This is a genomic window from Rhodopseudomonas sp. RCAM05734, from assembly GCF_052658035.1.
In genome coordinates this window covers 4,236,147-4,258,171 of sequence record NZ_CP199742.1, presented here as the reverse complement: position 1 = coordinate 4,258,171, position 22,025 = coordinate 4,236,147, and the positions used below count along the sequence as shown (strand labels likewise).

18 protein-coding genes and 1 pseudogene are annotated in these 22,025 nt (G+C 64.8%); 10 read left to right on the top strand and 9 right to left on the bottom strand.

Annotation, left to right across the window (positions count from 1 at the left end):
* Window positions 1-34 precede the first annotated feature (34 nt).
* The 3 genes from ACUXVA_RS20095 to lexA all read left to right on the top strand — a co-directional run bounded on the left by ACUXVA_RS20095 (window position 35) and on the right by lexA (window position 2,885).
* Window positions 35-676, top strand: a complete 642-nt coding sequence (locus tag ACUXVA_RS20095) for an HAD-IA family hydrolase (protein WP_445487714.1) — start codon at window positions 35-37, stop codon at window positions 674-676.
* A gap of 106 nt (window positions 677-782) precedes the next feature.
* Window positions 783-1,991, top strand: coding sequence for a molybdopterin molybdotransferase MoeA (locus ACUXVA_RS20090; RefSeq protein ID WP_445487712.1), 1,209 nt, complete (start codon window positions 783-785; stop codon window positions 1,989-1,991).
* Between the two features lie 180 nt (window positions 1,992-2,171).
* The gene (lexA, locus tag ACUXVA_RS20085; protein ID WP_265078740.1) at window positions 2,172-2,885 is read left to right on the top strand and encodes a transcriptional repressor LexA; all 714 of its coding nucleotides are present in this window, start codon (window positions 2,172-2,174) and stop codon (window positions 2,883-2,885) included.
* A 52-nt stretch (window positions 2,886-2,937) separates the two neighbouring features.
* Here lexA and ACUXVA_RS20080 read toward each other — a convergent pair.
* Both ACUXVA_RS20080 and ACUXVA_RS20075 read right to left on the bottom strand, forming a co-directional pair.
* Window positions 2,938-5,215 (bottom strand): annotated as a pseudogene (locus ACUXVA_RS20080) (ComEC/Rec2 family competence protein).
* Between the two features lie 251 nt (window positions 5,216-5,466).
* On the bottom strand, window positions 5,467-7,134 hold the full coding sequence (locus ACUXVA_RS20075; protein ID WP_445487710.1) for a glutamine--tRNA ligase/YqeY domain fusion protein: 1,668 nt from the start codon (window positions 7,132-7,134) through the stop codon (window positions 5,467-5,469).
* Between the two features lie 170 nt (window positions 7,135-7,304).
* Here ACUXVA_RS20075 and gltX point away from each other — a divergent pair, with 170 nt between their 5' ends.
* Complete coding sequence (gltX, locus tag ACUXVA_RS20070) at window positions 7,305-8,729, top strand: glutamate--tRNA ligase (RefSeq protein ID WP_445487708.1); 1,425 nt, start codon at window positions 7,305-7,307, stop codon at window positions 8,727-8,729.
* Window positions 8,730-8,878: 149 nt separating this feature from the next.
* The gene (gltA, locus tag ACUXVA_RS20065) at window positions 8,879-10,180 is read left to right on the top strand and encodes a citrate synthase (protein ID WP_445487706.1); all 1,302 of its coding nucleotides are present in this window, start codon (window positions 8,879-8,881) and stop codon (window positions 10,178-10,180) included.
* Window positions 10,181-10,250: 70 nt separating this feature from the next.
* Here the strand turns inward: gltA and ACUXVA_RS20060 are convergent, their stop codons facing one another.
* Window positions 10,251-10,727 (bottom strand): Lrp/AsnC family transcriptional regulator, encoded by a 477-nt coding sequence (locus ACUXVA_RS20060; RefSeq protein WP_265078745.1) that lies wholly within the window; start codon window positions 10,725-10,727, stop codon window positions 10,251-10,253.
* A gap of 193 nt (window positions 10,728-10,920) precedes the next feature.
* On the opposite strand from ACUXVA_RS20060, the gene ACUXVA_RS20055 reads away from it, so the two are divergent.
* The 4 genes from ACUXVA_RS20055 to ACUXVA_RS20040 all read left to right on the top strand — a co-directional run bounded on the left by ACUXVA_RS20055 (window position 10,921) and on the right by ACUXVA_RS20040 (window position 14,462).
* The gene (locus ACUXVA_RS20055; protein WP_265078746.1) at window positions 10,921-11,643 is read left to right on the top strand and encodes an aspartate/glutamate racemase family protein; all 723 of its coding nucleotides are present in this window, start codon (window positions 10,921-10,923) and stop codon (window positions 11,641-11,643) included.
* A gap of 96 nt (window positions 11,644-11,739) precedes the next feature.
* Window positions 11,740-12,681, top strand: a complete 942-nt coding sequence (locus tag ACUXVA_RS20050; RefSeq protein WP_265078747.1) for a 4-hydroxy-tetrahydrodipicolinate synthase family protein — start codon at window positions 11,740-11,742, stop codon at window positions 12,679-12,681.
* 3 nt (window positions 12,682-12,684) lie between these two features.
* On the top strand, window positions 12,685-13,464 hold the full coding sequence (locus ACUXVA_RS20045; RefSeq protein ID WP_445487703.1) for an SDR family oxidoreductase: 780 nt from the start codon (window positions 12,685-12,687) through the stop codon (window positions 13,462-13,464).
* Between the two features lie 23 nt (window positions 13,465-13,487).
* Window positions 13,488-14,462, top strand: a complete 975-nt coding sequence (locus tag ACUXVA_RS20040) for a Bug family tripartite tricarboxylate transporter substrate binding protein (protein WP_445487701.1) — start codon at window positions 13,488-13,490, stop codon at window positions 14,460-14,462.
* 3 nt (window positions 14,463-14,465) lie between these two features.
* Here the strand turns inward: ACUXVA_RS20040 and lpxB are convergent, their stop codons facing one another.
* From lpxB to lpxA, 3 genes are read right to left on the bottom strand one after another with little or no spacing between them, the layout of a single operon-like run.
* Window positions 14,466-15,620, bottom strand: coding sequence for a lipid-A-disaccharide synthase (lpxB, locus tag ACUXVA_RS20035; RefSeq protein WP_445487699.1), 1,155 nt, complete (start codon window positions 15,618-15,620; stop codon window positions 14,466-14,468).
* Window positions 15,617-16,474, bottom strand: coding sequence for an LpxI family protein (locus ACUXVA_RS20030; protein WP_265078750.1), 858 nt, complete (start codon window positions 16,472-16,474; stop codon window positions 15,617-15,619). Before ACUXVA_RS20030 ends, lpxB begins: the two co-directional genes overlap by 4 nt.
* Window positions 16,475-16,494: 20 nt before the next feature.
* Window positions 16,495-17,298, bottom strand: a complete 804-nt coding sequence (gene lpxA / locus ACUXVA_RS20025) for an acyl-ACP--UDP-N-acetylglucosamine O-acyltransferase (RefSeq protein WP_265078751.1) — start codon at window positions 17,296-17,298, stop codon at window positions 16,495-16,497.
* A 217-nt stretch (window positions 17,299-17,515) separates the two neighbouring features.
* On the opposite strand from lpxA, the gene ACUXVA_RS20020 reads away from it, so the two are divergent.
* Window positions 17,516-17,764 carry a hypothetical protein gene (locus tag ACUXVA_RS20020; RefSeq protein WP_265078752.1) on the top strand — a complete coding sequence of 83 codons (249 nt, stop codon included), beginning with the start codon at window positions 17,516-17,518 and terminating at the stop codon, window positions 17,762-17,764.
* Between the two features lie 67 nt (window positions 17,765-17,831).
* Here the strand turns inward: ACUXVA_RS20020 and fabZ are convergent, their stop codons facing one another.
* From fabZ to bamA, 3 genes are read right to left on the bottom strand one after another with little or no spacing between them, the layout of a single operon-like run.
* A complete protein-coding gene (gene fabZ, locus ACUXVA_RS20015) occupies window positions 17,832-18,311 on the bottom strand; it encodes a 3-hydroxyacyl-ACP dehydratase FabZ (RefSeq protein WP_265078753.1) in 480 nt (159 codons plus the stop codon).
* Window positions 18,308-19,393, bottom strand: a complete 1,086-nt coding sequence (lpxD, locus tag ACUXVA_RS20010; RefSeq protein ID WP_445487696.1) for a UDP-3-O-(3-hydroxymyristoyl)glucosamine N-acyltransferase — start codon at window positions 19,391-19,393, stop codon at window positions 18,308-18,310. The genes fabZ and lpxD overlap by 4 nt, the downstream gene beginning before the upstream one ends.
* Before the next feature lie 32 nt (window positions 19,394-19,425).
* A complete protein-coding gene (bamA, locus tag ACUXVA_RS20005) occupies window positions 19,426-21,987 on the bottom strand; it encodes an outer membrane protein assembly factor BamA (RefSeq protein WP_265078755.1) in 2,562 nt (853 codons plus the stop codon).
* Window positions 21,988-22,025 lie beyond the last annotated feature (38 nt).

Below are 22,025 nucleotides of genomic sequence, written 5' to 3'. Positions count from 1 at the left end.
TTGCACCGTCGCCCCGCCTCGGTAAAACTCGTCCATGACTCAATCTTCCCTCTCCCCCGACTCCGCTGACGCGCTGCTGTTCGATCTTGGCCGCGTCGTCATAGACATCGATTTCGAGCGCACCATCGCATGCTGGGCCGGCCACGCCGGTTGCACTCGCTCCGACCTGGTGACGCGGTTCGTGCGCGGCGACGACTACATGCGCCATGAGCGCGGCCAGATCAGCGATGAAGCCTTCTTCGCCAGCCTGCGCACGACGCTCGGCATCGACATTTCCGACGCCCAGTTCCTCGAGGGCTGGAACGCGATCTTCATCGGCGAAATGCCCGGCATCGCGCCGCTGCTGGCGCGCGCCGCCGAGCAGTTGCCGCTCTATGCCCTCTCCAACACCAACGCCGCCCACGCCGCACATTTCTCGCAGGCACATACCGAGGTGCTCGACCATTTCCGCGAGCTGTTCCTGTCGTCGTCGATCGGGCTGCGCAAGCCGGACGCTGCCGCCTACGACTATGTGGTGAAGGCGATCGGCGTGCCGGCGCAGCGCATCGTGTTCTTCGACGACCTCGCCGAGAACGTCGCGGCGGCCCGCGCCGGCGGGCTTCAGGCGGTTCACGTCACCTCGCCCACCTCGGTGGCCGAGGCGCTGGCGGCGCTGGGCGTGGCGGAAAAATCCTGAACCTGCCGCGATCGCGGTTTTGCGTCCGCACCAGCGCTCGGTTATGAAGCCCGGGTGCGGTCGCGGCCTCCCCGGCCGGCCAGCGCTGGTGATGGAGACTTTGCCGATGGCCTTGATGCCGGTTGCCGACGCGCTGGCCGCGGTGCTCGCCGATGCCGAACCGCTGTCCCGGCAGATGGTCGCGCTCGACGACTGTTTCCACCGCGTGCTGGCCTGCGACGTCGCATCGCTGCGCACCCAGCCGCCGCAGCCGATGTCGGCGATGGACGGCTATGCGGTGCGCGCCGAAGACGCCACGCAGCATGCGGCGCTCACCGTGATCGGCGAAGTCGCCGCCGGCCGGCCGTTCGAGAGGACATTGGGAGCCCATGAGGCGGTCCGCATCTTCACCGGCGGCGTGATCCCCGCAGGCGCCGATGCCGTGGTGATCCAGGAAGACACGGCGCGAGAGGGCACCACCGTATTCATCCACGAGGCCGCCCGCGCTGGCCGCCACATCCGCCCGGCCGGCGTCGACTTCACCACCGGCGACGTGCTGCTGCGCGCCGGCGCCCGCCTCACCGACCGCGACCTGTCGCTGGCCGCCAGCATGAATCATCCCGAGCTTCCGGTGCACCGCCGCCCGAAGGTCGCCTTGCTGGCCACCGGCGACGAGCTGGTGATGCCCGGCCAGCCGCTCGGCCCCGGCCAGATCGTCTATTCCAACGGCTACGCGCTGCGCGCGCTAGCCCGCAACGAGGGCGCCGAGGTGACCGATCTCGGCATCGCCGCCGATACGCTGGATGCCACCGTGGCCGGCATTCGCCGCGCCCGCGACAGCGACGCCGACATCCTGATCACCACCGGCGGTGCCTCGGTCGGCGACCACGACCTGGTGCAGCAGGCGCTCACCGCCGAAGGCGTCACCATGGCGTTCTGGAAGATCGCGATGCGCCCGGGCAAGCCGATGATGCATGGAAGGATCGGGCCGATGCGGGTGATCGGCCTGCCCGGCAATCCGGTGTCGTCCTATGTCTGCGCGCTGCTGTTCATGGTGCCGCTGATCCGCACGCTGTCGGGCCGCCGCGACATCCATCTCGAACGCGAGCCGGCGCTGCTCGGCTGCGACGTCGGCGCCAACGACCTGCGCGAGGACTATCTGCGCGCCGTGCTGGCGGTGCGCGAGGACGGCGCGCTGGTGGCGACGCCCGTGACCCGCCAGGATTCCTCGCTGCTCGGCAATCTGTCCGCCGCCCACGGCCTGGTGGTTCGCGCCCCCCACGCCCCCGCCGCGCCCGCCGGCACGCCCTGCAGCGTGCTGCGTTTGCCGCTTTAAGGCGGTCCGATTGCGTTGACGGGAAATTAATCGTTGCGGAACACATATGGAACAGATAGTGTTCGTTCATGATTTGTTTCTGACCTTCCGGCGCCGCGACCGCTCAACTTCGATCGGCTGATCAGCGCAAGGCCGGAAACGCGACGGTGGTCAACGCCGTCCTATTGAGGATCGATCGAGATGCTGACCCGCAAACAGTACGAACTTCTGCGATTCATCGATCAGCGCCTGAAGGAAGCCGGCGTGCCGCCCTCCTTCGACGAGATGAAGGACGCGCTCGATTTGCGCTCCAAGTCCGGCATCCACCGACTCATCACCGCGCTGGAAGAGCGCGGCTTCATCCGCCGCCTGCCCAACCGGGCCCGCGCCATCGAGGTGTTGAAGCTGCCCGAACTCGGCGGCAGCAGCAGCGTTGCTGGCAACGGTCGCCGCGGCTTCACGCCCAGCGTCATCGAGGGCACCCTCGGCAAGGTGCGACCGTCCTCTGGCAATGCCGAGGATGACGGCGCGCGTTCGGTGCTGGTGCCGGTGATGGGCCGCATCGCCGCGGGCACGCCCATCGAGGCGCTGCAGACCCGCAGCCACAACATCAGCGTGCCGACCGACATGCTCGGCTCCGGCGAACACTACGCGCTGGAAGTGCGCGGCGACTCCATGGTCGAGGCCGGCATTCTCGATGGCGACATGGCGCTGATCCAGCGCAAGGACGCCGCAGAGACCGGCGACATCGTGGTCGCCCTGATCGACGAGGAGGAAGCCACCCTGAAGCGCTTCCGCCGCCGCGGCGCCTCGATCGCGCTGGAGCCCGCCAACGCCGCCTACGAGGTCCGCATCCTGCCGCCCAACCGGGTGCGCATCCAGGGCCGGCTGGTCGGACTGTACCGCAAGTACTGAGTGAACGCGCAGCGACTTGCTGCGCCGTTGTTCGTGACGCAGAGCCGTTCGCTCACGGTTCATCAGCCTGCACGTCGGTCTCGGCCGGCGTCGCATCGGGCGCGCGCTGCCGCCCCGGCAAGATCGCGCCGCTGGCAACCTCGAGCGTGTCCGCTGCGGCTGGTGCCCATGGCCGGTCCCGCCCTTTCGGCCTGATCGCATCGATCACAAAACCGCCGCTGGTTTGCCGCAACGCCGTCGCACCGGTTTTCTGCAGACTATCACGATCGATCACCGTCGCTCCGCAATCCCCCGGCGGCTGTCTTGTTGTGACAATGAGCGTCGCGCGCAGGCAATCATCGACAAAGGCATCCGGCTGCAGCGCCAGCGCGACCAACGCGCCGTCGGCCAACGTCGCCACGCAGCCGGCGCCATCGCAGGCGATGCCGTTGCCCAGCGTCGGATCGTTCGGCAATCGCGAATCCGCATCCGCCGCCAGCCATTCCTTGAGCAGAAACGAGATCTCTGGCGCTGCGCATCACATGCAGCCGCCCGTCCTTGCCGCGCACCGCGACGCTGTGGCCGTCGCCTGATATCAACACATCCGGCTGCGTCACCATCGCGGCCCATACCATCGACGCCGCGACAAAGCCCGCGCCGATCCAGCGCAGCGGCGTGCGCAGCAGTCCGAGCAGCACGATGCCGATGGTTGCCGCGAGCAATGGCCCGGTCCCGAACGCCGGCACGCGGCCGATGGCACCGGGCAATGCCGCGACCCATTGCGTCACCACGATCATCCACTGGATGCCGACATCCATCAGCCGCCAGAACACGCTGTCGAGCCCGAACGGCGCGGCCGCAAGTCCTAACAGCCCCGCCGGCATCACCAGCGCAGAGACCACTGGCATCGCCAGCAGGTTTGCGACGACGCCGTAAGGCGTGATGCGGTGAAAGTGAAACGCCGCATAGGGCGTGGTCGCGAGCCCGGCGACCAGCGAGGCCAGCGCCAGCATGACGATCTCGCGGCCGCCCCACAGCGCCGCGCGCGCGGTGCGCGAATGCTCCGCCGTCGCGAACAGCATGGGCATGCCGACCTGCACCAGGGCCACCAGTCCGAGGGTCGCCGCGAACGACATCTGGAAACTCGGATGCACCAGCGCCTCCGGCGCCAAAGTGAGCACGATCATCGCCGCCACCGCCAGGGTGCGAAAGGTGATCGCACGGCGATCCACCATCACAGCGATCAGCACCACCGCCGTCATGAAAAACGAACGTTGCGTCGCGACTTCGGCGCCGGACAGCAGCAGATAGAACAGCGCGGCGGCGAGTGCTGCGGCGGCCGACCACTTCTTTATCGGAAACGTCACCGTCAGCACCGGGATCAGCGCCAGCAGCGCGCGCACCGCGAAGAACACCACGCCGGCGACCACCGCCATGTGATAGCCGGAGATCGACAGCACATGACCGAGGCCGGAGATGAACATGGCGTCGTTGACATCGGGCGAGATGGCGTCGCGCCGCCCAGTCAGCAGCGCAGTGGCGATGGCGCGGCTATCGCCGGAGAGGACGTTGGCAATGCGCGCATCGATGGCATCGCGCAGACCCTGCATGGTCGCGGCATAGCGCAGCCGTAGGCCACCCGGCGCCGGCGGATCGACTGTCTTGATCGCGCCCATGACAAAGCCGGAGGCGCCGATTCCCTGGAAATAAAGGTCGCGGCCGAAGTCGTAGGAGCCGGGCCGCAGCGGCGCCAGCGGCGGCTGCAGCCGCGCCTTCACGTCAACGAAGCTGCCGACCGCCGGCGCGGTGCCCTTCCTCACCGACAGCCGCACGCGTTCGAGCTTCGTGGTTACGCGCGGGCCGTCCATCTCGGCGACCCGCAGCACGAAGCGGTCGGTGCGCTCGCGCACCTCGCGGGTCTCGACAAAGCCTTTCAGCGTGACCGAGTACAAAGGCTGCGCCAGCACCGCGTGGGCGATCCGCGCGGTCTTCAACGTCGCCACCGCGAAGCCAACCGCCAGCGCGGCGACCATCACAACAAGCGGAAACCAGCCGTGCCGGCGCGACAGAAAGGCCGCGATACACAGTGCGCCGGCAGCCGCGGCGGCGATCCACGCGACCGGCTCATGGTCGGCGACGAAATACAGCGCAATGCCGGCGCCGAAAGCGATCGGCACCCAGGGCAGCAACCGGCCGGGGCCGGCTTCTGCGCGCGCCCACGCCTGCAGTGTGGCGATGAGCGAAGGCCAGAAGTCTGCACCTGGCCGCAGCGCACCGCTCGCCGTTGCGGCCTGCGGCGGCCATGTGCCGGCCTGCGCGCGCGGTCTGGTGTTGCGTCCCCCGTTGGCCATCGCGCGTCTCATCGCCCGGCATATTCAGCGCGATGCTAGCGGAAGGAATAACCGGGCGGCTACGAGAACGGATGGGGAATGTGTAGGCGCTCCGCACTCTCCATGTCGTCCCCGCCTTCGCGGGGACGACATGGAGAGCAAGCCATAGGATGGGTAGAGCGTCTTCGCGAAACCCATCATTGCCAAGCATCAGGCTGATGGGTTTCGCTTCGGCGCAGGGCGCCTGCGCTCTACCCATCCTACAATTCTGCTCAGGTCGCCTTGGCGTAACTATCCCTCAATCCAACCGTGCGGTTGAACACCAGTTTGCCCGGCGCGGAATCCTTGTCGCGGCAGAAGTAGCCCTGGCGCTCGAACTGCACGGCGGCGTCGGCATTGTCGCCGGCCAGCGCCGGCTCGACCATGGCGCCGGTCAGCGTTTCCAGCGACTCCGGATTGATCTGCGCGGCGAAGTTGGCGGCGTCGGGCTGCGGCGCGGTGAACAGCAGATTGTAGATCCGCACTTCCGCCGGCACCGCTTCCGCCGCGCTGACCCAATGGATGGTCGCCTTGACCTTGCGCCCGTCCGGCGCATTGCCGCCGCGGGTTTCCGGATCGTAGGTGCAGCGTAGTTCGACCACTTCGCCGGCCGCGTTCTTGATCACGTCGCGGCAGGTGATGAAGTAGCCGTAGCGCAACCGCACTTCCCTGCCCGGCGCCATGCGGAAGAATTTCTTCGGCGGCTCTTCCATGAAGTCGTCGTGCTCGATGTAAAGCTCGCGGCCGAACGGAATTTTGCGCGAACCCAAGCTCTCGTCCTCGGGGTGGTTGACCGCGTCGAGCTGTTCGACCTGGCCTTCCGGATAATTCTCGATCACCACCTTGAGCGGCTTGAGCACCGCCATGCGGCGCTGCGCGGTGCGGTTGAGAGTCTCGCGGATGGCAAAATCGAACATGTCGATGCCCACCGTGCTGTTGGCCTTGGCCACGCCGATGCGCTTGACGAATTCGCGCAAGGCTGCGGCCGGCACGCCGCGACGCTGCAGCCCGGCCAAGGTCGGCATCCGCGGATCGTCCCAGCCGCTGACATGGCCGCCGCGCACCAGTTCGGTAAGCACGCGCTTGGACAGCAGCGTGTAGGTCATGTTCAGGCGGGCGAACTCGTACTGGTGCGGCCGCGATGGCACCGGAAGGTTGTCCAGGCACCAGTCGTACAGCGGCCGGTGATCCTCGAACTCCAGCGTGCAGATCGAATGCGTGACATGTTCGATCGCATCCGACTGGCCGTGGGCGAAGTCGTAGCTGGGATAGATGCTCCACGCCGTGCCGGTGCGCGGATGATGCGCATGCAGGATGCGGTAGATCACGGGATCGCGCAGGTTGATGTTGCCCGAGCCCATATCGATCTTGGCGCGCAGCACCCGGGTGCCGTTCGGAAACTCGCCGGCGCGCATCCGCGCGAACAGGTCGAGATTCTCCTCCACCGAGCGATCCCGGAACGGGCTGTTCTGGCCGGGTTCGGTCAGGGTGCCACGGGTCAGGCGGATCTCTTCCTGGGTCTGGTCGTCCACATAGGCCTTGCCGGCGCGGATCAGGTGCTGTGCCCAGCCATAGAGCTGCTCGAAATAGTCCGACGCATAATGCAGGTTGCTGCCCCAGTCGAAGCCGAGCCAGCGCACGTCGCGCTGGATGGCGTCGATATATTCCTGCTCTTCCCGGGTCGGGTTGGTGTCGTCGAAGCGCAGGTTGCAGATACCGCCGAATTCCTCGGCAATGCCGAAGTTCAGGCAGATCGACTTGGCGTGGCCGAGATGCAGGTAGCCGTTGGGCTCCGGCGGAAAGCGCGTCACCACGCTCTTGTGGGCGCCGGAGGCCAGATCCGCCGCAACGATGTCGCGGATAAAGTCACGGCCTGCTTCGGTTACCGATTCGTCTGTCATGGGGTGCCTTTCAAGCTGCGCCCTATGTGCCAAATCCGCGGCCCCGCGCCAAGGGCCGGAGCGGCGGATTGGAACCGGTCCGCCGTGCCGCCCGCAATTCGCGGGGACAGCGTGCGGGCGGTGTGATAAACGCCCGCCAACAGTCCCCTCAGCATCGATCGAAGCCATTAATGACCGCACCTGTTGTCACCCGCTTTGCGCCCTCCCCGACCGGATTTCTCCATATCGGCGGCGCCCGCACCGCTTTGTTCAACTGGCTCTATGCGCGCAAATTCGGCGGCAAGATGCTGCTGCGGATCGAGGACACCGACCGCGAGCGCTCCACCGAGCCGGCCATTGCGGCGATCCTCGACGGGCTGAAATGGCTTGGCATCGAGTGGGATGGCGACACCGTGTTTCAGTTTGCCCGGGCCGGCCGGCACCGTGAGGTGGCCGAGCAGCCGCTCGCCGCAGGCAAGGCCTACCACTGTTACGCCACCGCCGACGAACTCAAGGAGATGCGCGAAAAGGCCCGCGCCGAGGGCAAGTCCAAGCTGTACGACGGCCGCTGGCGCGACCGGGCCGCCACCGCGGCCGAAGCCGGCATGAAGCCGACGATCCGGCTGAAGGCGCCGCTGACCGGCGAGACCGTGATCGACGACCAGGTGCAGGGCCGCGTGGTCTGGCAGAACGAGAACCTCGACGACCTCGTTCTGCTGCGCGGCGACGGCAACCCGACCTACATGCTCGCGGTGGTGGTCGACGATCACGACATGGGCGTCACCCATGTGATCCGCGGTGACGACCATTTGATCAATGCTGCGCGCCAGAAGCAGATCTACGATGCGCTCGGCTGGGAGCTGCCGAGCATGTCGCATATCCCGCTGATCCACGGCCCCGACGGTTCCAAACTGTCGAAGCGCCATGGCGCGCTCGGCGTCGATGCCTACCGCGCGCTGGGCTATGTGCCGGCCGCGCTACGCAACTACCTGGTCCGGCTCGGCTGGAGCCATGGCGACCAGGAGATCTTCTCGACCGAGGAGATGATCGCGGCCTTCGACCTGTCGGCCATCGGCCGCTCGGCGGCCCGGTTCGATTTCGCCAAGCTGGAAAACCTCAACGGCCATTACATCCGCCACTCCGACGATCAGTCTCTCGCAACCATGTTCGAGGATGTGCTGAGCTACGTCCCGAACGGCGCGACGCTGAAAGCCAAGGTCAACGATACCACCCGCGCCCAGCCGCTGCAGGCGATGCCCGGCCTGAAAGAGCGTGCCAAGACCCTGATCGAGCTGATCGACAATGCCGGTTTCATCTTCGCCGACCGGCCGCTGGCGATGGAGCCCAAGGCCGCCGCGGTATTGACGCCGGAGACCCGGGCACTGATCGGCAAGCTTCAGATCGCGCTGGCCGAGGTGACCGACTGGAGCGCCACGACCACCGAGGCGGCGATGCGCACCTTCGCCGAGGCCAACGGGCTGAAGCTCGGCGCCATCGCCCAACCGCTGCGGGTGGCGCTGACCGGAAAGACGACGTCGCCGGGGATCTTCGACGTTCTGGCGGTACTCGGGCGGTCGGAATGCCTGTCCCGGCTGGCGGATCAGGCATCCGTTTAGGGGCCTGACGGCCGATTTTGCCCATCTTGCAGCGCACACAGCAATGCGATACGCATTCTGGCGAAGCCTGCTCCGGCCTGCCGCGCAATGTTTCCTGACATTGCGAACCGGCCTGCCGGCCTCTCAACGATCGCATCGGGGACGACACGATGGACGCAACAACCAAGACCAACACCGCAACGCTCACGGTCGGTAACAAGAGCTATGACTTCCCGATTTTAAGCGGAACCGTCGGACCCGATGTGGTCGATATCGGTAAGCTCTACGCCCAGTCCGGCCTTTTCACCTACGATCCCGGATTTACCTCGACAGGCAGCCGCCAGTCGAAGATCACCTATATCGACGGCGACGCCGGCATTCTTGAATACCGCGGCTACCCGATCGAGCAGCTGGCCGACAACGGTGACTTTCTTGAGACCTGCTACCTTCTGCTCAACGGCGAACTGCCGAATGCCGCGCAGAAGAAAGACTTCGATCAGATGGTCACGCACCACACCATGGTGCACGAGCAGATGGCCCGGTTCTTCCAGGGCTTCCGCCGCGACGCGCATCCGATGGCGGTGATGGTGGCTTCGGTCGGCGCACTCGCCGCCTTCTATCACGACTCCACCGACATCAACGATGCCAAGCAGCGCGAGATCGCGTCGATCCGGATGATCGCCAAGATCCCGACGCTGGCGGCAATGGCTTTCAAGTACACCGTCGGACAGCCGTTCGTGTATCCGACCAACTCGCTGGATTTCGCGTCGAACTTCCTGAAGATGTGCTTCGCGGTGCCTTGCGAGGAATACGTCGTCAATCCGGTGCTGGCCAAGGCGCTGGACAAGATCTTCACCCTGCACGCCGACCACGAGCAGAACGCCTCGACCTCGACCGTGCGCATTGCCGGCTCGTCCGGCGCCAACCCATTCGCCTGTATCGCCGCCGGCATCGCCTGCCTGTGGGGACCGGCCCATGGCGGCGCCAACGAAGCCGCGCTGGCGATGCTGTCCGAAATCGGAACGGTCGACAAGATTCCGGACTTCATCGCCAAGGTGAAGGACAAGAACTCCAGCGTCCGCCTGATGGGCTTCGGTCACCGCGTCTACAAGAACTACGATCCGCGCGCCAAGATCATGCAGCAGACCTGCCATGAAGTGCTCAAGGAAACCGGCCACGGCGGCGACGAGATGCTCGCCGTTGCCATGGAGCTCGAGAAGATCGCGCTGTCGGACCCCTACTTCATCGACCGCAAGCTGTACCCGAACGTCGACTTCTATTCGGGCATCACGCTGAAGGCGATGGGCTTCCCGACCTCGATGTTCACCGTGCTGTTCGCAGTCGCCCGCACCGTCGGCTGGATCAGCCAGTGGAGCGAGATGATCGAGGATCCGCAGCAGAAGATCGGCCGTCCGCGCCAGCTCTACACCGGCGCCGCCCGCCGCGATTACGTGGACATCAGCAAGCGCTGATTGCCTCGACTAGATCAAACACAAACGGCGGACCCCACGGTCCGCCGTTTTCGTTTGCGCGGTACCGGCGTCAGGCCGGCGACTTCAACTGCATGTAGCTGGTCGGAATCGCGGTCGTGAACTTCATCTCTTCCATGGCGATGGACGAGTTGATGTCGGAAAACTCCAGCCGCTTGATCATGCGCTGGTAGACCGCGTCGTAGGTCTCGACGTCGGGCACCACGATGCGCAGCAGATAGTCGGTATCGCCGGTCAGCCGCCAGGCCTCGACGATCTCAGGGATGTCGCCGATTACCCGCCGGAACGCCTGCAGCCAGTCCGCCTCGTGACGCGGCGCCTTCACCGAGGCGAACACAGTCATCGGCACGTTGACCTTGCGCCGGTTCAACAGGGCCACCCGCCGGGTGATGACGCCGTCCTCATCCAGCCGCTTGATCCTGCGCCAGCACGGCGCCGTGCTGAGGCCGACCTTTTCCGCGATGGTGGCGATCGCGACCGAGGCGTCGTTCTGCAGGATATCGAGAATCCGGCGATCAATGGCATCCACGCGCTGATTCCTCCCGAATATTGAACCTAGAATGCTAATCTCTCGTCATCACCGATAAAATATTGCTCTAATCTTGAAATTTAAGCAATATCCTCGCCGCCCTGGATCGATTTCGGCGATCTTCGATCGCATTGTTGCGCGGTCTATTTGTTATCCTTCCGGCCACATCTGAAGCTGGCAAGGACGGACCGGAATGCGAACCATCGGATTATTGGGCGGGATGAGCTGGGAAAGCACCGCGGTTTACTACCGACGGATCAACGAGACCGTCCGCAACAGGCTGGGCGGCCTGCACTCGGCCGAGGTGATCCTGCACTCGGTCAATTTCGAAGCCATCGTGGCGCTTCAGAAGGCCGGCGACTGGGATCAGGCCGGTGCGGTGCTGGCACAGATCGCGCGCAATCTGGAAGGCGCCGGCGCCGACTGCGTCCTGATCTGCACCAACACCATGCACAAGCTGGCCGACACAGTTCAGGACGCGATCTCGATCCCGCTGCTGCACATCACCGACGTGACCGGTGAGGCGGTCAAGGCCGCGGGCTGTCGCCGGCCCCTGCTGCTCGCCACCCGCTACACGATGGAGCAGGATTTTTACCTCTCCAAGTTGCGCGACGACCACGGCCTTGCGCCGCTGGTACCGAACGACGAGGACAGGACCGCTGTTCACGACGTCATTTTTGGTGAATTATGCTGCGGCATCGTCAGCCAAGCATCGCGTCAGCGCTATCTCGACGTGATCGCCACGGCCAAGGCGGCGGGCGCCGACAGCGTCATTCTCGGCTGCACCGAAATCGGCCTGCTGATCGGCGCCAAGGACTTCGACCTGCCGGCGTTCGATTCCACGTTGATTCATGCCGATGCGGCGGTAGCCTTCGCCCTCGACCAACTGGACACGCGGAAACGCAACGCCGCGTAAATCCCCGCGCCTGCATGGCACGGTTCGCCACGCTGCTGTGGCCAACCGTGCCAACCATGATAGGTTCAGAAAAATTCGAACAACAGGAGATGTGAGATGTCGATCAAGAAGCTGACGGGGTCCTTCGTTGCGCTGATTACACCGTTCAACAAGGACGGCTCGGTGGACTTCGCCGCATTCCGCACGCTGCTGAAATTCCACCAGGACAACGGTACCTCGGCGATCCTGATCATGGGCTCCACCGGCGAGTCCTCGATGCTGTCGCAGCAGGAAAAACAGCAGATCATCGTCGAGTGCGCGAAGATGAAGACGCCGGACATGCCGATCTTCTTCGGCTGCACCGGCAACAACACCGACACGACTATCGCCAACGTCCGCTTCGCCAAGGACAATGGTGCCGACGGCGCGATCCTCGCGGCGCCCGCCTATATCTGCGCGCCGGAAGCCGACATCGAACGCTTCTTCCTCGACGTCGCCGACGCCACCGACCTGCCGCTTGGCATCTACAACAATCCGCCGCGCGTGAAGAGCGACCTTCATTGGGACAACCTGATCCGCATCTTCAAGCACCCGAACTACGTGGTGCACAAGGAGTCCACTGGCCGCGTCGGCCAGGTGGCGCAGGTGCTGGCCGCCGATTGCGGCGTGTCGGTGATGTGCTGCGACAGCCCGAACCTCGGCCTGGTGGTGCCGACCATGAGCCTCGGCGGTCACGGCACCGCCAACATGACCGGCAATCTCGCGCCGGCCGAGATGGCTATCATCTCCACGCCGTGGACCAGCTACACCGAAGCCGTCGGCTTCAAGAATGCCTATCTCGGCCTGCTGCCGCTGCTGCACTACACCTATTCGGCGATCAATCCGGTTGCCGTGAAGTCGCTGATGAAGGCGATCGGCATGCCGGCCGGCGATCTGCGCAAGCCGCTGACCATGCTGGAAGGCGAAGCGCTGGCCAAGGGCATCCGCATCATCCAGGAGCTCGAGCTCGACAAGAAGTACGGCTACAAGATCTCGTCGCTCTCGGCCGTCGCGGCCTGATCGATGGATCTTGGAATCCGCGGTCGCAAGGCACTTCTCAGCGGAGCGAGCCGCGGTATGGGCAAGGCCTGCGCCATGGCGCTGGCCAAGGAGGGTGTCGATATCACCATCCTGGCCCGCACGCCCGAAACCCTTGAAGCTACCTGCGCCGAGATCCGCGACGCCACCGGCGTCGCGGTGACGGCGGTGGTTGGCGACATCACCACCGCCAAGGGCCGCGACGATGCGCTGGCGGCCTGCCCCGATCCGGACATTCTGCTCAACAATGCCGATGGTCCGGTGCCCGGCGACTTCCGCGACTGGACCCACGCCGACTGGTCGGCAGCGCTCGACGCGATGATGCTGAGCCCGATCGAGATGATGCGGCGGAGCGTCGACGGCATGATGGCGCGCGGCTTCGGGCGGATCATCAACATCGTGTCGCGCAGCGTGAAGATTCCGCAGCTCGAACTTGGCCTGTCCAACGGCGCCCGCTCCGGCCTGGTCGGCTTTGTCGGCGGGCTCGCCCGCCAGACCGTGGCGCATAACGTCACCATCAACAACCTGCTGCCGGGTATCTTCGACAGCGATGCGCAACGCCGCCATATCGAGGGCATGCTGGTACCGGGCGGCAAGAGCTACGATGAAATCTGGCGCGAGCGCGCCGCCGCCAATCCCGCCAAGCGCTACGGCCGGCCGGAAGAACTCGGCGCCTACTGCGCCTTTCTATGTTCAGAGCACGCAGGATTCGTTACAGGCCAGAACATACTGGTCGACGGGGGAAGCTACCCAGGAACCTTTTGATGCAGCATTTGAGAGGATTTTCTGTGAAATATCGTTTGTCCTTCGCCCTCGTCGGCGCCGCACTGCTGGGATTGAATGCGGCGCCCGCCGCGGCCCAGACCTACCCCACGAAGAACGTCACCGTCATCGTGCCCTACCCAGCCGGCGGATCGGTCGACGGCGTCGCGCGCATCCTGGCGCAGCGACTCACCGATACCATGGGGCACAGCTTCATCGTCGAGAACCGCGCCGGTGGCTTCGGTGGCATCGTCGGCGCCAACTACGTCGCCAAGGCGGCGCCGGATGGCTACACCATCATGCTCACCGCATCGATCCACGTGGTGACGCCGTTCCTGCAGAAGGCCGTCCCCTACGACGTGGTCAAGGACTTCACGCCGATCTCGCTGGTGGCCTCAGGGCCGCTGCTGGTCAGCACCACCCCGAAAGTGCCGGCCAACACGCTGAAGGAATTCTTCGATCTGGTGCGCAAGAATCCGGACAAGTACACTTTCGCCACGTCGAGCTTCGGCTCCGCCGGCCATCTGGCGATCGAACTTCTGAAGCGCGACGCCGGCGTCAACACGCTCGTCATTCCCTATAAGGGCGCCAACCCCGCGCTCACCGACCTGATGGGTGGCGACATCCAGCCGATGGCCGACCCGATGCTGTCATCGCTGCCGCTCGCCAAGGCCGGCAACATCAAGGCGCTGGCGGTCACCAGCCTGAAGCGCGTTGCCATCGCGCCAGAGATTCCGACGGTGGCGGAATCCGGCATGACCGGCTTCGAATTCTCGTCCTGGTACGGGTTGTGGGGTCCGAAGAACCTGCCGCCGGAAATCGTCACCAGGCTGCAGGCCGAGATCACCAAGATGGCGCAGCAGCCGGACGTCAAGGCGCGCTTCGAAACGCTCGGCTTCGAAGCGATCGGCTCTACGCCGGAATACTTTGCAAAATATATCTCGGATGAAATGTCGCGCTACGACAAGATCATCAAGGACGCCAACATCAAGGCCGAGTAGCCCTCAGGTCAGCAGCGACAACACGATCTCGGCCGCGCCAACGCTTGGCGAGGCCTTGCCGGTGGCCATGATGGTGTCGAGCCGTGCAAAGGCCTCGATCTGGCGCTGCCGCAGTGGTGTGGCCCCGAGCACATCGCGCAAGGCCGGCGCGAGTTTTTCGGGGCTGCAGTCCTGCTGGATGAATTCCGGCACGACGTTCTCGCCGACCACGAGATTAGCGAGGATCACCGATGCCGACGTGATCCGCCGCCGCACGATCCAGGCTTCGGTTGCGCCGCCTTTGTAGGCCCCGACCATCGGCACGCCCGCCACGGCCAGTTCCAGCGTCGACGTCCCCGACTTGCACAGCGCGGCATAGGCGGTCCGGAATGCAGCGCGCTTGTCGTGCTCGCCGACCACCACGCGCGGCTGCACCGGCCATTGCTTCAGGGCGGCGGAGATGGCGTCCACCAGATGCGGCATGGTCGGCAGCACCAGTTCGAACGCCACGCCCTGCTGCTGCAACAGCCCGAGCGTCGCGCCGAAGATCGCCATGTGGTGGCGGATCTCGCTGCGCCGGCTGCCCGGCAGCACCAGCAACAGCGGCGGCTGCGCATCGCGCCGCGCCTGCTCTTCGGCATTCGGCCGCAACTCGGCGGTCTGCTCGATCAAGGGGTGGCCGACATAGGTGCAAGGCGGCCCGCCGAGCCGCCGATGGGCATCCGGCTCGAACGGCAGCAATGCCAGCACGTGATCGATATAGCCGCGCATCGCCGCTGCGCGGCCGGGCCGCCAGGCCCATACCGATGGCGAGACGTAATCGACGATGGGAATCGAGGGCGCGCGCCGTCGCACCCGGCGCGCCACGCGGTGGGTGAAATCGGGACTGTCGATGATGACGAGAATATCCGGCGCCGCCTTTAGCACCGCGCCGGTGGTCTCGCGCAGCCGCCGCAGGATCATCGGCAGCTTCTTTGGGATCGCCGAGAATCCCATGATGGACAGCTCTGCGATGGGAAACAGCGAGACCAGGCCTTCGCGCGCCATCGACGTGCCGCCGACACCTTCGAACACCACATTCTCGCCGAGCCGCTGCCGCAGCACTTTCATCAGCGCCGCGCCGAGCCGGTCGCCGGACTCCTCGGTGGCGACGAGAAAGATCTTTCGCGGGGGTGTCATGCCGGCAGTCCGGTGACGAACAGGCCGGCGCCATCCGCGGCCGCGATCATGGCCTGCGGTTCGGCGACGATGGTGTTGCCGGCGACGATGGCGATGCCGGCAAGCTCAGCCGCGATCGCACGCGCAATGGTTTGCGGCCCAAGGGTCGGGAGATCGAAGCGCAGGTCCTGACCGCTCTTCGGCGCCTTCACCAGCACGCCGCGCCCGGCCTTGGCGCGAATGCGGTTTTCGCCGCGCAGCCGCGCCACCCGCGCCAGCAGCCCGTCGGTGCCCTCAATGTCCTCGACCCCCACGACGTGACCGTCGATCACCACGGTGGCCTGGCCGATGTCGAACGGGCTCAGCGCGCGCAGCACGGCGCGGCCCTTGGCGATGTCGGCCTCGGCATCCGCATCGGGCACCGCGCGGGTCAGCGAGCCCGCCGGCATCAGGAGATCCGGCGCCACGTCCTTGATCCCGAGCAGGCGAAAGCCCTGCCGCTCGAAGATGCGGCCGATGCCGGTCAGCAGATGGTCGTCGCCGCCGCGAAACGCCGACAGGATGTGGCGCATGGCGCGCAGCGTGCCCCAGTCGAGGCGGATCTCCGAGAGCGCCGGCCGCACCAGAGTGCCGATGAAAACGAGGTCACGGCATCCGTCGCCGCGCATCAGCCGGGCCAGGCGGCCGAGCTGGCCGATCGGGATCCAGTGATGGCGATAGCGCGCTGCGGCTGCGGGATCGCAGATCCCCTGCAGCGCGAACAGCACCGGCGTGATGCCGCGCGCCAGCAGCGAGTCCGCGACCGCGAACGGCAGCGCGCCGCCGCCTGCGATCAACCCGACCGGCGATGAGTTGGAAGGATCCCGATCGGTCATGGCTCGCCGCTGTCCGATCCTCAAGCGCTGGTTTTATTGCCTTCGGGCAGGCACAGCGCGCGATGCTTGCCGGCGCCGATGAAGGCCAGGATCTCGGCGATGGCGGGATCTTCCGACGCCATCGGCAGCACGCGCGCCAACCGCTCGGCAAACATGCCGTCGCCGTGAAACAGTTTCTGATAGAACGAGCGCACCAGCGCCAGCCGTTCCTTGGTGAACTTGCGGCGCTTCATGCCGATGATATTGAGGCCTTCGAGGCTGGCATACTGGCCGTTGGCGAGGCCGAACGGAATGATGTCGCCGCGCACGCCGCAGATGCCGCCGACCATCACCTGCGGACCGATGCGGGTGAACTGGTGCACCGCCGACAGTCCGCCCATGAAGACGAAATCGCCGATCTCGCAATGACCGCCGAGCGTCGCCGAGGTCGCGAAGATCACATCGTTGCCGACATGGCAGTCATGGCCGACATGGCTGCAGTTCATGAAGTAGCCGCGATCGCCGACCGTGGTGATGCCGCCGCCGGCCACGGTGCCGGCATTCATGGTGACGGATTCACGGATGGTGCAGCCGTTGCCGATCACCAGCTTCGTCAGCTCGCCCTTGTAGCTCAGCGACTGCGGCGGCGTGCCCAGCGACGCAAACGGATAGATCGTGCAGCCGTCGCCGATGGAGGTCTGGGCGGTGATGTGCACATGGGCGATCAGCTTGCAGTTGGCGCCGATCACGACGTTGGGGCCGATGACGCAATACGGGCCGACGGTGGTGCCCTCACCAATGACGGCGCCATCTTCAATTCGCGCCGTGGGATCGATCATGCTCATCGAAAGGTCCAGTTTCAGCCGGGTGTCGCGTGAATATGGTGGGTTTTCCGTTGGTTAGCGCGCGCGTTGGAGGCTGTCCAGTGACGTTTGATGATGCACTGTTTCAGGCTGCCCGCGCCCGCACGGCCTGCGGGTAGCCCGGTCGCGGAGTTGCCAAGTCGTTTTCCGGGGCGCAGTCTCATGACCGCGCAACGTCGCAAACACGGGGAGAGAAACGATGAAAGAGCATACGACGCTCGACAGCCGCCATCGCACGTCCGATGGCGCGATCGGCCAGAAGCACGGCAACACGCAGCTGAGCACGCTGCGCGCGATCTACGGCAAGAGTTTCGCAGCGGGCTTCCAGGACAACGCCACGCTCGGCGAGGTGCTGTCCAAACTCAACGAGACCTCGCTCAGCCAGCTGCGCCGCGACCACGAGACCGGCCATCTCAACAAGAAGATCGTCAAGGCGACGAAGCAGTAGGCTGGAATTGTGTCCCGGACGCGGTGCAGTGCGCCTCCGTCAGGAGGCGCGCGTCCGGGACACCATATCAGTCCGTCAGCATCGCACCGACGTTGGCTTCGGCCACGGTGACGCCATTGACCTTGGCATCGCCGTGAAACCACCACATGGTCTTTTTTCGGCCGATGCTGGTCATGTGATATTCGACGGTGTCGCCGGGCATCACGGGCTTGCGGAACTTGCACTTGTCGATGGTCAGGAAGTAGACCGCGCGCGGCTTCTCGGTCCCCTCCACAGACATGATACCGATGACGCCGGCGGTCTGCGCCATGCCCTCGATCATCAGCACGCCCGGATACACCGGCCGATCCGGGAAATGGCCGAGAAAGGCCGGCTCGTTGATGGTGACGTTCTTGATGCCGATACCGCTGTAATCCTTGCGGATGTTGACGACCCGGTCGATCAGCAGGAACGGGTAGCGATGCGGCAGGGTCTTGAGGATCGTGTTGATGTCGACCAGCTCATAGGCAATCGGCGACACAAGATCGATTGGTGCTTTGTCGGTCATTGCCGCCCCTCGTCTGTCGCATCCTGCGACCCCGCATCCGCGCCCGGGGCGCTGTCGCGTCCGAGCTTTTCCACCGCGAGAATTTCGCGAAACCATTGTTTGGTCGGCTTGGCAAAGAAGCCACCCCAGCGCCCTCTGGCAGGGATACTGTCCTTGACGCCGCTCATGGCAGTGACCTGCGCGCCGTCGCCGATGGTAATATGGTTGTTAAGACCGACCATGGCGCCCAGAACGACGTTGTCGCCGAGGGTCAGGCTGCCGGCAAGGCCGCATTTGGCGGCGATGAGACAATGCCGCCCGATGGTCACGTTGTGGCCGATCTGGACCTGGTTATCGATCTTGGTGCCCTCGCCGACGATGGTGTCGCGCAGGCTTCCGCGGTCGATGCTGGTGCCGGCACCGATCTCCACGTTGTTCTGGATCAGCACCCTGCCGGCCTGCGGCACCTTGAGGTGGCCCTCGGCGCCATAGATGAAGCCGAATCCGTCCTGGCCGATACGGCAGCCCGGGTGAATCAGGACGTTGTTGCCGATCAGAGCGAACTGGATCGTCGAGCCGGCGCCGACGTTGCAGTCGCGGCCGATCTTCACGCCGGCCGCGATCACCGCGCCTGAGCCGATCACCGAGCCCGAACCAATCTCGACATCGGGACCGATCACAGCCAGCGGATCGACGGTCACGTCGTCTTCCAGCCGTGCGGTGGCATGGATGACCGCTGATACCGCGATACCGGTCAGCGCGAAGCCCGATTGAGGACGCAACGCATCCTGCTGCAGTTCGCGGTGCAGCCGCACAAAGGCAGCAAACGGCTTTTTGGCGCGGAGAACCGAGACATGTGGAGGAACGCTCGCCGCGTGGCGTTCGTTCACCAGAACCGCGCCTGCGCGCGTCTTGGCGAGCTGGTCGACGTAACGGACATTGTCGAAGAAGGCCAGATGCCCAGGGCCGGCCTCGTCCAGCGAGGCAAGACCGGTCACCATCTGGTCGGCGCACGCGGCGTCGGCCAGATCCGACTTCGTTGACATGGCGATCTCAGCCAGCGTCAACGAAGTGAATTTCCTGAAGAATGTCGGTTGTGCCATTCCACCCGTCGCGGTCCGGCCGTTGATCAAACTCAGAACGAAGTTCCGCCGCCAAACTTGAACTGCTGGACGCGATCGAACTGGCCCTTCGTGAGCGGAATAGCATAGTCGAAGCGCAACGGGCCGAACGGGGACTGCCAGATCAAGCCGACACCGACCGAGGTACGAACGAGATTGGTGTCGTCATATTGCAGGCCGGTACAGTTGCCGACGGTCGTCTTGCTGGAAGGCGTGCAGTTGGCGCCGTTCAGAGCCACACCGTTCCTTGCCGCCGTGGTCTCGCCCGTCGCAGACCATGTGGTCGGCCCCTGGTAGTCCCAAAGCGAACCGGCATCGGCATAGAGCGCGCCCTTGATCCCGACTTCCTTCGGCAGGAACCAGAACGGCATCTGCAATTCCGCCGACGCGCCCCAATACTTGGTGCCGCCCAGCGCATCGCCGGTCGCACCCAGCGCAACATAGCTGATGTCGCGCGGACCAATACCGTTCGGCGCGAAGCCGCGAACCAGGTTGGAACCCATCTGGAAGTGGTCGAGCATGCGGATGTCGCTGCTGCCGGCCTTGTTCAGGATACCGCCCTGCCCGTGGATGATACCGACGATATCGGCCACCAGCGGAGTGTAGTACTTGGCGTCGAACGAGCTCTTGATGTAGCTGACGTCGCCACCGACACCGGCGTAGTCCTGCTTCCACTCGAGGAACAGGCCGTCGGTGGGGTTCTTGTTATTGTCGAGGGTGTTGTAGTTCAGCGTATAGCCGACCAGCGAGGTCAGCGACTTGCCGCTTGCCAGCTCCCGTCGGACCGGCAGCGAGGACTCGCCGTCGGCGTAGCAGCCCCATGTGGCCGAATTGCCGGGGTCAACAGCCGAAAGAGTTCCAGCCGCAGCGTTGATTGCGCCAGGCGTCAGCGTCGTAGGGTTGAAGTTGTTGCAATTCGAGTATGCAGCCGGAAGCGAGATTTCCTGCTGATAGATCGAGTAGCGCAGCTGCAGCGACAGATCTTCCCGGAGCTGGAAGCCGAGCCGCGGGCTGAAGCCGAGCGTCTTCGTGTTGTACGAGATGTACTGGTTGGACAGCTGCTGCTTCTGGTAGAAATCGAGACCAAGCGCAACACGGTAGTCGAGCAGGTACGGCTCGACGAACGACAGCGAGTAACCACGTGCGTACTGGCCGTACTGCACCGACGCCTTGGCGAACAGGCCGCGGCCGAGGAAGTTACGCTCGGAAACGCTGACCTCGCCCAGGGCGCCATCGGTAGTGGAATAGCCGCCGGAGACCGAGAAGTCGCCCGTGGATTTTTCTTCAAGATCGACCACCAGGATCACGCGATCGCTGCTCGATCCCGGCTCGGTCGTCACCTTGACGCTCTTGAAGAAGTCGAGGTTCTTCAGGCGGCGCTCGGCACGATCGACCAGCGCGCGGTTATACGCGTCGCCTTCGGCAATATCGAATTCGCGGCGGATCACATAGTCGCGGGTACGGGTGTTGCCGCGCACATTGATGCGCTCGATGTAGGTGCGCGGACCTTCCTCGATGGAAAAGGAGATCGAAACGGTGTGCTGCTCGAAGTTACGATCGCCGCGCGGACGGACCACGGCAAAGGCGTAGCCGCGACGCGAGGTCTCGATCTGCATTTCTTCGACGGACTTCTCCAGCGCCTCGGCGTTGTAGAGCGAGCCGACATTGACGCGGGAGAAGCCGCGCAGCGAATTGCCATCGAGCGTCGGAATAGTGGACTGGAAGTCGACGGAAGAAACGCGGTACTGGGCGCCCTCCTCGATCTTGAAGGTCACCAGGAAGCCCTTGCGCTCGGTATCGTATTCCGTGAGCGCGGCCACGACCTGCACATCGGCAAAGCCGTTCTTCAGATAATAGCGACGGATCAGGTCGCGATCGGCCTCGACACGGTCCGGATCGTAGATATCGCCCGAAGCCAGGAAGCTCAGCAGGTTGGATTCACGGGTCTTGATGACGTCCTTGAGGCGATAGGACGAATAGAAGTTGTTGCCGATGAAGTTGATCGTCTTGACGCCGGTCTTCTGGCCTTCGTTGACGGTGAAGATCAGGTCGACGCGATTGTTCGGCTGTTCGATGATCTCGGGCGTGACGCTGACGTCATAGCGGCCCGAGCGGCGATAGATTTCGGCGATACGCGAGGCGTCGGCCTGCACCATCGGACGCGACAGCGTGCCACGCGGCTTGGACTGCACTTCGGCGCTGAGCTGGTCATCCTTGACCTTCTTGTTGCCCTCGAAGGCAACGCGCCCGATCACCGGATTCTCGACAACGACGACCGTCAGCCGGCCGCCGCCCTGGTTGATTCTGACATCCTGGAACAGGCCGGTCTCGATCAGGGCCTTGAGACCGTCATCGATGTTGCCCTGGTCGAGGCGACCACCCGGGCCGGGCTTGAAATAGGAACGGATCGTTTCCACATCGACTCGACGATTGCCTTCAACGGCAATCGACGCCGAGGTCTGGGCAACGGCCGGCGACGCCAGAAGCGCTGCGGTCACCGTGGCTGCAACCGGCATGGCGACCAACATGAGGGCAGCCAGAACGCTTCCCCGCAACACTCGCATTCCAAACTTCATGCGCAACGCGCCCTTATCATTCCATCGCCAGCCCGCAC

Bases quoted from the DNA above. Each gene is read 5' to 3' on its own strand.
- lpxA (WP_265078751.1), bottom strand. From the start codon at position 17,298: ATGAGCATGATCGATCCCACGGCGCGAATTGAAGATGGCGCCGTCATT.
- ACUXVA_RS20050 (WP_265078747.1), top strand. From the start codon at position 11,740: ATGTCGATCAAGAAGCTGACGGGGTCCTTCGTTGCGCTGATTACACCG.
- bamA (WP_265078755.1), bottom strand. From the start codon at position 21,987: ATGAAGTTTGGAATGCGAGTGTTGCGGGGAAGCGTTCTGGCTGCCCTC.
- lpxB (WP_445487699.1), bottom strand. From the start codon at position 15,620: ATGACACCCCCGCGAAAGATCTTTCTCGTCGCCACCGAGGAGTCCGGC.
- ACUXVA_RS20045 (WP_445487703.1), top strand. From the start codon at position 12,685: ATGGATCTTGGAATCCGCGGTCGCAAGGCACTTCTCAGCGGAGCGAGC.
- gltA (WP_445487706.1), top strand. From the start codon at position 8,879: ATGGACGCAACAACCAAGACCAACACCGCAACGCTCACGGTCGGTAAC.
- ACUXVA_RS20095 (WP_445487714.1), top strand. From the start codon at position 35: ATGACTCAATCTTCCCTCTCCCCCGACTCCGCTGACGCGCTGCTGTTC.
- ACUXVA_RS20075 (WP_445487710.1), bottom strand. From the start codon at position 7,134: ATGACAGACGAATCGGTAACCGAAGCAGGCCGTGACTTTATCCGCGAC.
- ACUXVA_RS20055 (WP_265078746.1), top strand. From the start codon at position 10,921: ATGCGAACCATCGGATTATTGGGCGGGATGAGCTGGGAAAGCACCGCG.
- lexA (WP_265078740.1), top strand. From the start codon at position 2,172: ATGCTGACCCGCAAACAGTACGAACTTCTGCGATTCATCGATCAGCGC.
- fabZ (WP_265078753.1), bottom strand. From the start codon at position 18,311: ATGACCGACAAAGCACCAATCGATCTTGTGTCGCCGATTGCCTATGAG.
- gltX (WP_445487708.1), top strand. From the start codon at position 7,305: ATGACCGCACCTGTTGTCACCCGCTTTGCGCCCTCCCCGACCGGATTT.
- ACUXVA_RS20020 (WP_265078752.1), top strand. From the start codon at position 17,516: ATGAAAGAGCATACGACGCTCGACAGCCGCCATCGCACGTCCGATGGC.
- ACUXVA_RS20030 (WP_265078750.1), bottom strand. From the start codon at position 16,474: ATGACCGATCGGGATCCTTCCAACTCATCGCCGGTCGGGTTGATCGCA.
- lpxD (WP_445487696.1), bottom strand. From the start codon at position 19,393: ATGGCACAACCGACATTCTTCAGGAAATTCACTTCGTTGACGCTGGCT.
- ACUXVA_RS20090 (WP_445487712.1), top strand. From the start codon at position 783: ATGGCCTTGATGCCGGTTGCCGACGCGCTGGCCGCGGTGCTCGCCGAT.